The sequence below is a fragment of the Bacteroidota bacterium genome (assembly GCA_018698135.1).
Taxonomy (GTDB): domain Bacteria; phylum Bacteroidota; class Bacteroidia; order CAILMK01; family JAAYUY01; genus JABINZ01.
This window is the reverse complement of the sequence record JABINZ010000010.1, coordinates 12,824-24,020: the sequence shown is the minus strand read 5'-3', so window position 1 is coordinate 24,020 and position 11,197 is coordinate 12,824. Positions and strand designations below refer to the sequence as shown.

Sequence of the window (11,197 nt, the reverse complement as noted above, 5' to 3'; positions counted from 1 at the left end):
ATTGAAAAAACAGCGCGAAATTGATATTTTTATTTTCAATGAATTTTGCTTTTTAGGTCTGACTAAAATGATGCTTTCATACTGCTAAAAAGCATGTTTAATTAATAATATATCAGTTAATTACCTTGTATTTTTTAATACCTTTGCTCCTCTGAATAACAATGAAAATAACATCAACTCGTGAAATTAATCAAAACTGCACTTATCAGCGTTTTCAATAAAGATGGATTATTACCCATATTGGAAGAGCTTAAGAAGTTGAATGTCAAAATAATATCGACAGGAGGTACTTTCAAATATATAACAGATAAAGGCTTTGATGCAATTCAGGTAGAGGATTTAACGAACTATCCATCCATTTTTGGAGGTCGAGTTAAAACATTGCATCCTGTGATTTTTGGAGGAATATTATCCAGAAAAGAGGATGGAAATGATCAGAAGGAAAGAGAATCGTATGGAATTGACACCATTGATTTAGTGATTGTTGATTTATATCCCTTTTCGGAAACAGTTCAATCAGGTGCAGCTGAAAAGGACGTAATTGAAAAAATTGATATTGGTGGCATTTCCTTGATCCGAGCTGCTGCAAAGAATTTCAATGATGTATTGATTGTTCCTTCAAAAGAGCAGTATTCATTTATATTGGATATTCTGTCGAAAAAGAAAGGGTATTCAGATTTAGATGACAGGAAATTATTGGCCAGTCAGGCATTTAGTGTGAGTTCGGGATACGATACCGACATCTTTAATTATTTCTCAAATGATACGAATGAGTCGTTAAAGAAAAGTTTTGGAAGTGCTAATAAATTGAGATATGGAGAAAATCCACATCAAACTGCACACTTTTATGGCGATTTGGAAGATGCAATTTTTCAGCACCATGGCAAGCAATTATCCTATAATAACTTATTAGACATCGATAGTGCGATGCGCTTGATCAATGATTTTGACGATAAAACTATTGCTATTTTCAAACATCTGAATCCTTGTGGATTAGCTAGTCGGAGCAATTTGGTGGATGCCTGGAAGGATGCACTTGCTGGTGACTCGGTATCTGCTTTTGGGGGCATTATTGTTACCAAGGGAATTATTACCAAGGAGGTAGCAGAAGAAATGAATAAAATTTTCTTTGAAGTTGTCTTAGCGCCAGGTTATCAAGCAGATGCTTTAGATTTACTCAAGTCGAAGAAAAACAGAATTATCCTGCAATTGAATAGTTGTGATTTTCCAAAAGAAGAAATTAAAACATCTTTGTTTGGGTTATTGACACAGGATAGAGATGATCATATCGAAAAAGCGGAAGAATTAAAGACTGCAACTAATGTTAAGCCAACAAAAGAGCAAGTTGAAGATTTATTATTCGCAAATAAAATTGTCAAGCATTTGAAATCGAATGCGCTGGCAATCGTTAAAAACAAACAATTAATTGGGGCAGGCATGGGACAACCATCTCGTATTGATGGATTGAAGCAGGCAATTGAAAAAGCAATGAGATATGGTTTTAATCTTGAAGGAGCCGTGTTGGCCTCTGATGCTTTTTTCCCATTTTCAGATTCTGTGCAAACTGCTCATGAAGCAGGTATAACAGCTGTTATTCAACCCGGAGGATCGGTTCGCGATCAAGACTCCATCGATTATTGTAATGAACATGGATTGGCCATGGTATTTACAGGTATAAGACATTTTAAACATTGATTTTTATGGGAGTAATGAACTTATTTGTCCAAGATTTAGCCATTGACCTTGGTACTGCAAACACCATCATTATTTACAATGATGAAATAGCTGTTGAAGAGCCTTCGATTATTGCCATAGATAATCAAACGAAAAAAGTAATTGCCATAGGAACTCAAGCCATGCAAATGCATGGAAAAACACACGAAAATGTAAAGACAATTCGTCCGCTAAAAGATGGAGTAATTGCCGATTTTCATGCTGCTGAGCAAATGCTTAGAGGATTAATCCTTATGGTAAAACGCAAGCGTACGTTGTTTTCTCCACACTTAAGAATGGTTATTTGCATCCCATCTGGAATAACAGAAGTGGAAAAAAGAGCAGTTAAAGATTCTGCAGAAAAAGCTGGTTGTAAAGAGGTTAAGCTTATTCATGAGCCCATGGCTGCAGCCATAGGAATTGGAATAGATGTGGAAGAGCCAATTGGCAATATGATTATTGATATTGGAGGTGGTACTACTGAAATTGCCGTGATTGCTTTGGGAGGAATTGTTTGTGACCAATCTATTCGTATTGCTGGTGATGAGTTTAATTCAGACATCATTGAATATATGAGACGCGAACACAATGTGTTGATTGGTGAACGCTCCGCTGAAAGAATTAAAATTGAAGTTGGTGCAGCCTTAACTGAGTTAGATAATCCGCCAGAAAACTATTTAGTCAATGGTCGTGACTTGATGACAGGAATTCCAAAGCAGGTTTCTATTGGTTACAGCGAGATAGCGCAAACACTCGATAAATCAATCACAAAAGTGGAAGAAGCCATACTCAGAGTTTTGGAAATGACACCACCTGAATTATCAGGTGATATTTATCAAACAGGTTTATATTTAACTGGTGGTGGTGCTCTATTACGAGGCTTGGCAAAGCGAATATCAGAAAAGAATAAACTCCCTGTTCATGTTGCAGAAGATCCTCTTAGGGCTGTAGCAAGAGGCACCGGTATTGCGTTGAAAAATATAAATAAGTTTAAGTTTCTTATTTCTTAATTTTGGAATTGAATTTAAAACTTACGCAGCAATACCATTATTTTAAATGCTTAGATTATTCCTTTTTCTAAAACGATTTCAATATCCATTACTATTTATATTGCTTGAAGCAATAGCCTTATCTCTGATTATATCCAATCTGCAGTATCATAAATCAGTTTTTTTTAATTCTCTTCAGGAACTTAATGGTATCGCCTATTCAAAGGTCGAATCAACAACAAAGTATTTTCATCTGAAAAGTATGAATGATAGTTTGCTTCTTGAAAATGCCCGAATTAAAGCTGAGCTTTATACAACCTATAGAAAAGTAAAATCGGACAGCATTTATCAAGACTCAATTAAGCATTTGAGTTATAATTTGGTACCTGCGTATGTTGTTAATAATTCTATCGACAATAGAAATAATTATCTAACTATAGATATTGGTGAAAATAAAGGTGCAAACACGCGGATGGGGGTTGTAAGTGATGAGGGAATTGCAGGAATAATCAAGCATGTTTCACCTAATTATTCTTTAGCCATATCGGTTTTATCGAGTGATTTCAGAGTAAATGCCCGAATAGTTGAAAATGGAGAAATAGGTTCAGTTACCTGGGATGGAAGATTTGTTGATCGATTAGTATTAAAAGATATTCCCAGTCATATTGCTATTGAAGTTGGTCAAAAAGTAGTTGTAGGGCCCTATTCTAATTTTTTCCCTGAAAACACACCCATAGGAACAGTGCTGAGCTATGAGTTGGAAAGTGGAGGTAGTTTTTATAACATTTATCTAAAACTGAATACAAATATTAAGAATTTACGAATGGTTTATGTTGTGGAAAAAGTAAATGTAGTAGAACAACAAGACTTGGAGGATCTTGAAAAATGATCAGAAAAATAATCATATATATTGTTCATTTCCTTTTTCTGGTTGTTCTACAGATTTTTGTATTGAATAATATACACTTATTCGAAATTGTTCATCCATACATTTACATTTATTTCATATTGCTCCTACCAGTAAGTATTCCCAAAACATCACTGATCATACTGGCTTTTTTGCTGGGATTAGTTATTGATGTTTTTTCAAATACATATGGGATACATGCTGCAGCTTCAACTTTAGTTGGATTTTTACGACCATTGCTTGTTGGGCAATTTGTTTCTGATTCTGATCCTGATGCCATTATCGAGCCTCATATCAGAGGGTTTGGTGTAAGACCGTATATCATCTATTCATTAACAATGATATCCATTCATCATCTTGCCTTGTATATGTTAGAGATTTTTAGTTTCAGGGATTTTGGATTTACTTTGCTTAAAATTTTACTCACCATACTCATCTCCATCGTTTTTGTTTTGATATATGAATTGCTGTTTTTTCTTAAATCAAGCGATGAACAATGAACGTACATAAATCAAGACATCGGGTAATCATTTTTTTTATAGTTTTTGTAGGTGTTGTATTTTTTTCACGCTTGATCATTTTGCAAGTATTTACCGAAAAGTATAAACAGTTTGCTGAGAATAATGTTCTTTCACGTAAGATTATTAAGCCACCGCGAGGTTTAATTTATGATAGAAATGGTAAGATTCTAGTTTCAAATGAAGCCATTTATGATTTAATGATAGTACCAGCCCAACTTAAATTAGATGATGAAACTGAATTGTGCAGGATATTAGAAATTACGAAAAAGGATTACCAAGAAAGACTAGTAAAAGCAAAACAATTTTACCATAAACCAACTGTTTTTATAAGCAATATTCCGCTAAAGACTTATGGTGTGTTACAGGAACGATTTTACGAATTCAAGGGTTTTTTTGTTCAACCACAGTCGATTAGAAAATATCCACATAATACAGCTGCCCATGTTTTAGGTTATATCGGTGAGGTTAATCGTGAAGATATTGACGCCTCTGAAAACTATTACAAACAAGGACATAACATTGGGAAAAGTGGTTTAGAAAAGGTTTATGAAAAAGATCTGAGAGGTGTATATGGCGAGAAATATGTCTTGATGGATGTATACAATACAGAACAGGGCAGTTATTTGAATGGTGAATTAGATCGTCCTGCTGTGATTGGAAAGAATCTAATAAGTAGTTTAAATCTTGAACTACAACTCTATGCAGAATTATTGTTAAAAGGAAAGAAGGGAAGTGTAGTGGCCATTGAACCTGAAACTGGAGAAATATTGGCCATTGTCAGCAGTCCAGCCTATGATCCTTCCATGTTGTATGGTCGTGAAAGATCTGCAAACTACAATTCTTTGGTATCTGATCCTGATAAACCATTATTCAATAGAGCAATTACGGCCATGTATCCGCCAGGTTCAACATTTAAAGTAGCAATGGCCTTAATTGGTTTGAAAGAAGGTGTGATTTCACCATCTACTGCTTATGGATGTCCCGGAGGTTATATTATTGGCAATTTGCGTATAGGATGCCACAATCACTCATCTCCATTAAATTTACAGCAATCATTAACCCAATCGTGTAATGCCTATTATTGCCATGTTTTCAGAAATGTTATCGACTTAAACAAATTTGCTACTATTTATGAAGGCTATGATAACTGGAAAACAGATGTGTTGGAATTTGGTATGGGGAAAAAGCTCGGCATCGACTTGTTTAATGAGGCAAAAGGAATACTTCCTTCAACAAAACGTTATGATAATATTTATGGAGAAAACCGTTGGAAGTCTACCAATATTTTGTCTCTTGCTATTGGTCAGGCAGAAATAAGTTTAACGCCATTGCAATTGGCTAATTTTAGTGCTGCGGTAGCAAATAGGGGTTATTATTACACTCCTCATATTGTTAAAACATATGTCGATAATGGAAAGTATTATCGAAAAATTTATGACAAACATCTTATTGATATTGATTCGGCAAACTATAAAACAATAATAGATGCTATGGCTGATGTTCCGAATATTGGTACAGCCATACGTTATGGCCCCTATTTCAAAGAGTATCAAATATGTGGCAAAACTGGTACAGCTCAAAATCCACACGGAGATGACCATTCCGTTTTTATTTCTTTTGCTCCAAAGAATAATCCAAAGATTGCTATAGCTGTGGTCATTGAAAATGCTGGACAGGGTGCACATTGGGCTGCTCCAATCTGTTTTTTGGTAACCGAGCATTATTTAAGTCAGGGAAAACAAAACGAAAAAACTAAATGGATACAGGATATTATGGTTAAAGGTGTCTATCATCCAATTATTATTAAAAATAAAGATTTAGATGAAGAAGATATTGAAGAAATTATAAATGGTGATATAGAAACAGAAACAACAATAACTGAAACCAATAAAGATGCAGGAGAATAGCTATAGTAAAAACTTTGAATGGCTAATTTCAACACTGGTATTGGCTTTAATAATAATTGGAATTTTCAATATTTATTCTGCTGAATATAGTGATGGCCAGGAAAAAGTAATTGATTTTAGCTCGAGTGTTGGAAAACAAATCATATGGTTTGGAATTAGTATTCTCATGTTCATTATCATCTTGATATTGGATATTCGTTTTTTCATCAATTTTTCTTATCCCATTTATGCTTTTACCCTATTGTTATTATTGGCTACATTAATTATTGGGAAAGAGGTTGCTGGTTCAAAATCCTGGATAATTTTTGGGGGATTTAGCTTGCAACCTTCTGAGTTGGCCAAATTTGGAACCGTATTGGCACTTGCCCGATTTATTGATACGACTGATATTAATGTGGCAAAATTCAAGCATTTTGCTATAGCATTTTTAATAATTGGTCTTCCAATGGGGCTTATTGTTCTGCAAAATGATTTTGGATCAGCCATTGTTTTTTCTTCCCTATTTTTAGTTTTATACCGACAAGGATTACCCAGTTTATTCCTGTTTACCCCCATTCTTTTTGCCATATTATTTGTGTTGGTATTGCTTGTTAATTTTCTCTTCATCATAGGGGTATTGGTTCTGGTTGCTATTATATTCATTTATTTTACTACTAATCGTCTGCGAGCAGTTTTTATCAGCTTAGCTGCTATAGTAATTGTTTCTGCATTTATGTTTAGTGTCGATCATATTTTCGAAAAAGTATTGCAACCTCATCAGCAGTCAAGAATAAATGTTTTATTGCACAAAGAGGTTGATTTGCAGGGATCGGGATACAATGTCCACCAATCCCTTATTGCCATAGGTTCTGGTGGTGTAACGGGGAAGGGGTTTTTAAATGGAACGCAAACAAAGTTTAACTTTATTCCTGAACAAAAAACGGATTTTATTTTTTGCACCATCGGTGAAGAATATGGATTTTTTGGAAGTGTTGGCTTATTAGTATTGTTTATTGGGTTGATATTAAGGATATTATATATCTCGGAAAAACAAAAGTTCAGGTATACCCGCATTTTTGGTTATGGCGTTCTATCCATAATTTTTCTTCACTTTGCGGTGAATATAGGAATGACTTTGGGTTTATTTCCTGTGATTGGCATTCCGCTTCCTTTTATTAGTTACGGAGGTTCATCCCTTTTGGGATTTACATTGATGATAGGTGTATTTCTGAAGCTGGAATTAGAATACCGGCATTACTTCAATTAGTCTAAACGAAATCTTCTATTTATCAAGTCCATAAGCGTATCGACTAGTTCTGGCTTATTAGCCCAATGTTTCCGGTTGTCTTTTTCGTTTGTTAAAAACATTTTTGCTTCAGAATAGTTTTTGCATTTACCGAAAAAATCGATCATTTTCTTATACTCTTTCTGATCACCCAAATACAGATCTTTAATAATACTTAGCTTCAAATTAAGTGAGATAGCTGATTTGATATCTGTGATTTTTCCTTTTTGCATGTTTTCACCAACCGAACCAGTTGATTTTGAATTCGCAATTTGCTCATTAATGGAAGTTTCTTTAGTAGCGAACTTTTCATGTACAGTTTTTTTCTTAATCTGCTCTTGAGCATCTTCAAAAAGATCAGCTTTGAATTCTTGTTTTAATTCTTTCTTTTCAACGATTAATTCTTCTACTTCTTCTTGTTTTGTGTCCTCAACTACTTCATTTGTTTTCTCTGTGTGCTTTTCAGTAACCGCTGGTATTTCTTCGGTTTTATCTATGGTAATTTCAGCTTCTTCCAATTTATCTTCAATCTGAATCTCACGTGCCTTTACTTCAGGTTCTATTGCTTGAGCATTCTCTTGAACTTTGTTAACTTCAACTTCTATTTCTTTTGTCTGAATTTCTTCTTTATTATCATCTTTTTCAGAAGCTTGTTGTTCCTTTACGAATGAAATTGCAGGAACATCAACTTTCTGATTCTGAAGTGTATCTAAATGAGCTGGTAAGCTAATAGCAGTATCATATAGTTGAACAATTTTATATTTAAGCAAATCTATTTCAATAGATTTTACCTGATCAGGCTGCTTCTTGATTTGTTCAAACAATGTATTGATCTCATCAAGAGTGATTTGAATTTGTTCTATGATATTCACGTCTGTAAAATTTTATTCAAAAATAGAAATATAATACCCTTGTGCTTAAAGCTTTTCTTAACTAACTGTTGATAATTAAGGATATTGCGTTAAAAGCAAAATAACAGATAAGGAAAGAATTAGTAGCAGCAGTTTATTTTACATTAATCACCTAACATAAGTTTTCTCTTACTAAATTTAGCACACGAAAAAAATCCTGTTTAATTCATTTATAAAAAATGTTCATCGAACCCTTGCTAAATAGGCACCTTAATAAAGGATGGATAGAAGTAATTGCCGGACCCATGTTCAGTGGCAAAACTGAGGAATTAATTCGCAGGTTGAAGAGGGCTAAAATTGCAAATTTCAAAGTTTCTATTTTCAAACCCAAAGTTGATAACCGCTACAGTGCGAATGAAGTTGTTTCACATGATGCCAATGCCATAGCCTCTATTATTGTTGATCGTCCTATTGAAATTGTAGAATATTATGATGATGCAGATGTAATTGGTGTTGATGAAGTACAATTTTTCAACGAAGCGATTGTAGATGTTTTGCAATACTTAGCACTTAAAGGGAAAAGAGTGATTGTGGCTGGTTTAGATATGGATTCAAATGGAAAACCATTTGGCCCTATGCCGGCACTTTTAACCGTGTCTGAATATGTAACTAAGCTGCATGCAATTTGTATGGATTGTGGTAGTTTGGCAACGCATTCTTATCGTTTGTCAAAAGATAAATCGCGGATTTTGATTGGTGAGAAGGATAACTATGAACCTCTTTGCAGGCATTGTTTTCATAAGAAAACAATAGCTGAAGAAACGGAATAAAGAATAAATAAATACAATTTTTTCATGAATGTACTTGAAGTTAAGTCAGTTTCTAAATCCTATGGAAGTCATTTGGTTTTAAACGACATTTCATTAGAAATTCCTAAAAACAAAATATATGGTTTATTAGGGCCCAATGGTGCGGGAAAAACAACCCTCATTCGAATAATTAATCAAATCATCTCTCTCGATAAAGGTGAAATCATTTTTAACGGACAAAAAATGAGGAGAGATTTTGTTGAAAGAATTGGCTATTTACCTGAAGAAAGAGGGCTTTATGCCAAAATGAAAGTTGGAGAGCATATGATTTATTTAGCAGCACTTAAAGGAATGACAGGTGCGGCTGCTAAAGATAAAATCAAAGCCTATTTAAAAGAATTTGATATCTACAATTGGTGGAATAAAAAAGTGGAGCAGTTGTCCAAAGGAATGCAACAGAAATTACAGTTTATCATTGCCATTATGCATGATCCTGATTTCGTTATTCTCGATGAACCCTTTACGGGTTTTGACCCTGTAAATGTTGAATTGGTAAAGTCAAAGATCAGAGAATTAAGAGATCAGGGGACAACATTCATGCTGTCAACTCATCGCATGGAATCTGTTGAAGAACTTTGTGATTCTGTTAGTATGATCGATCAGGCCAATAAAGTGCTTGATGGCAATAAACGGGAAATTAGAGAAAATTATAGCCAAAATATTTTTGAACTGATTTATGACGGAAATTTTTCCAATGATATTATTCGAGAAAATCAGTATTGGAAGTCAATTGAAACCAATGAAGTTGATGAATGGGGTAAATCAAAAATTCGATTTAAACTGCTTGAAAATGTTCATGTTAATGATGTGATGCCCCTATGGATGGAATATGGACAAATATATTCAGTAAATGAAATCATACCATCCATGAATGATATTTTTATTTCACTCGTCAATAGAAAAATCGATGAATAAGTTTAAATATATAATTAACAGGGAGTATTCCATTCGAGTAAGAAAAAGAACATTTTGGATTTTAACCTTTTTGTTACCTGTTTTATATGCAGGGCTAATTGGTTTTTCGGTTTATATGTCAATGAATCCGGGATATGAAAAACAGCAAGTCACAATTATTGATTATTCGGGTTTATTTGATAATTATTTTCAGGATGGTGATGACATTAAATTCTCATATGCTGAAAGTGGGGCAGAAGATCAAATTTTAGAGCTTATGAAGGAGCAGAAGGATTTCCATTTGTTGGTAATTCCTGAATTTGATATTAATAGTCCGGCCACTTTTAAATTGTCGTCAAGTAAAAACAGTGCAAATTTTGTTGAAGGGAAGTTGAAACATGATTTGGCGACACGAATAAAAGATGAACGTATTGTTAAACTGGGTTTGGAAAAGGAAGTAATAATGCAACTCGATCCAAACATCAGCATAAATCATGAAAAGGTTGGTCCGGCTGGTAGCGAAAGAGATAATACCGATCAATCGATGGCTGTATCAACTATCGCTGGATTTCTAATTTATATGTTCGTATTTATCTATGGTAGCCTGGTTATGCGAGGTATTCACGAAGAAAAGCAAAACAGAATAGTAGAAATAATAGTTTCATCTGTTAAGCCCTTTGAATTAATGATGGGTAAAATAATTGGGGTGGCCTTAGTAGGTTTAACACAATTCTTTTTATGGGTTTTACTCATAATAGGAATTACATTTATTGGAATGAAGTTGCCAGATTTAGGTGTTCAAAATGCACAAGCCGGAATGGATAGTTTTATTAGTGGAATAGCCACTTTAAATTTTCCATTAATTCTCTCCATGTTTCTGGTGTATTTTATTGGTGGATATCTATTATACAGTTCTTTATTGGGTGCCATAGCAGCAGCTGTTGATAATCAATCTGATATGCAACAATTTATGTTGCCAATTACCATTCCTTTGATTATTGCCATTGTTGCCATGCAGGCAGTTATTCGTGCTCCTCATAGTCCTGTAGCAGTATGGATGTCAATTATACCTTTTACATCACCAATAATAATGATTGCAAGGATTCCATTCCAGGTTCCGCCCTATCAAATAGTGATTTCAATAGCCTTGTTAATAGCCACCTTTATTTTCACAGTATGGATTGCCGGTAAGATATATCGAGTGGGTATTTTATTGCATGGAAGTAAAATTACCTATAAGGATTTGTGGAAATGGATGTTTTATAAATAGTAATTAACTTTA

At 34.1% G+C, this 11,197-nt stretch carries 10 protein-coding genes; 9 read left to right on the top strand and 1 reads right to left on the bottom strand.

The features are described from left to right. Nucleotides 1-180 precede the first annotated feature (180 nt). From purH to rodA, 6 genes are read left to right on the top strand one after another with little or no spacing between them, the layout of a single operon-like run. Nucleotides 181-1,695 (top strand): bifunctional phosphoribosylaminoimidazolecarboxamide formyltransferase/IMP cyclohydrolase, encoded by a 1,515-nt coding sequence (purH, locus tag HOG71_00730; GenBank protein ID MBT5989355.1) that lies wholly within the window; start codon nt 181-183, stop codon nt 1,693-1,695. A gap of 5 nt (nt 1,696-1,700) precedes the next feature. Continuing rightward, a complete protein-coding gene (locus HOG71_00725) occupies nt 1,701-2,723 on the top strand; it encodes a rod shape-determining protein (GenBank protein ID MBT5989354.1) in 1,023 nt (340 codons plus the stop codon). Between the two features lie 46 nt (nt 2,724-2,769). Next, nucleotides 2,770-3,591, top strand: a complete 822-nt coding sequence (mreC, locus tag HOG71_00720; GenBank protein ID MBT5989353.1) for a rod shape-determining protein MreC — start codon at nt 2,770-2,772, stop codon at nt 3,589-3,591. Continuing rightward, nucleotides 3,588-4,109 (top strand): rod shape-determining protein MreD, encoded by a 522-nt coding sequence (gene mreD / locus HOG71_00715; GenBank protein ID MBT5989352.1) that lies wholly within the window; start codon nt 3,588-3,590, stop codon nt 4,107-4,109. The genes mreC and mreD overlap by 4 nt, the downstream gene beginning before the upstream one ends. Continuing rightward, a complete protein-coding gene (gene mrdA / locus HOG71_00710; protein ID MBT5989351.1) occupies nt 4,106-6,037 on the top strand; it encodes a penicillin-binding protein 2 in 1,932 nt (643 codons plus the stop codon). Before mreD ends, mrdA begins: the two co-directional genes overlap by 4 nt. Next, the gene (gene rodA / locus HOG71_00705; GenBank protein MBT5989350.1) at nt 6,024-7,283 is read left to right on the top strand and encodes a rod shape-determining protein RodA; all 1,260 of its coding nucleotides are present in this window, start codon (nt 6,024-6,026) and stop codon (nt 7,281-7,283) included. The genes mrdA and rodA overlap by 14 nt, the downstream gene beginning before the upstream one ends. Here the strand turns inward: rodA and HOG71_00700 are convergent. Beyond that, nucleotides 7,280-8,173, bottom strand: a complete 894-nt coding sequence (locus HOG71_00700) for a hypothetical protein (GenBank protein MBT5989349.1) — start codon at nt 8,171-8,173, stop codon at nt 7,280-7,282. The genes rodA and HOG71_00700 overlap by 4 nt on opposite strands. A 218-nt stretch (nt 8,174-8,391) precedes the next feature. Between HOG71_00700 and HOG71_00695 the strand changes: the two genes are divergently transcribed. Genes HOG71_00695 through HOG71_00685 form a run of 3 tightly spaced genes read left to right on the top strand, consistent with a single transcriptional unit; the run spans nt 8,392 to nt 11,185 of the window. Continuing rightward, the gene (locus HOG71_00695) at nt 8,392-8,982 is read left to right on the top strand and encodes a thymidine kinase (protein ID MBT5989348.1); all 591 of its coding nucleotides are present in this window, start codon (nt 8,392-8,394) and stop codon (nt 8,980-8,982) included. A gap of 24 nt (nt 8,983-9,006) precedes the next feature. Continuing rightward, a complete protein-coding gene (locus HOG71_00690) occupies nt 9,007-9,936 on the top strand; it encodes an ABC transporter ATP-binding protein (GenBank protein MBT5989347.1) in 930 nt (309 codons plus the stop codon). Then, nucleotides 9,929-11,185, top strand: coding sequence for an ABC transporter permease (locus tag HOG71_00685; GenBank protein ID MBT5989346.1), 1,257 nt, complete (start codon nt 9,929-9,931; stop codon nt 11,183-11,185). Before HOG71_00690 ends, HOG71_00685 begins: the two co-directional genes overlap by 8 nt. Nucleotides 11,186-11,197: the final 12 nt, after the last annotated feature.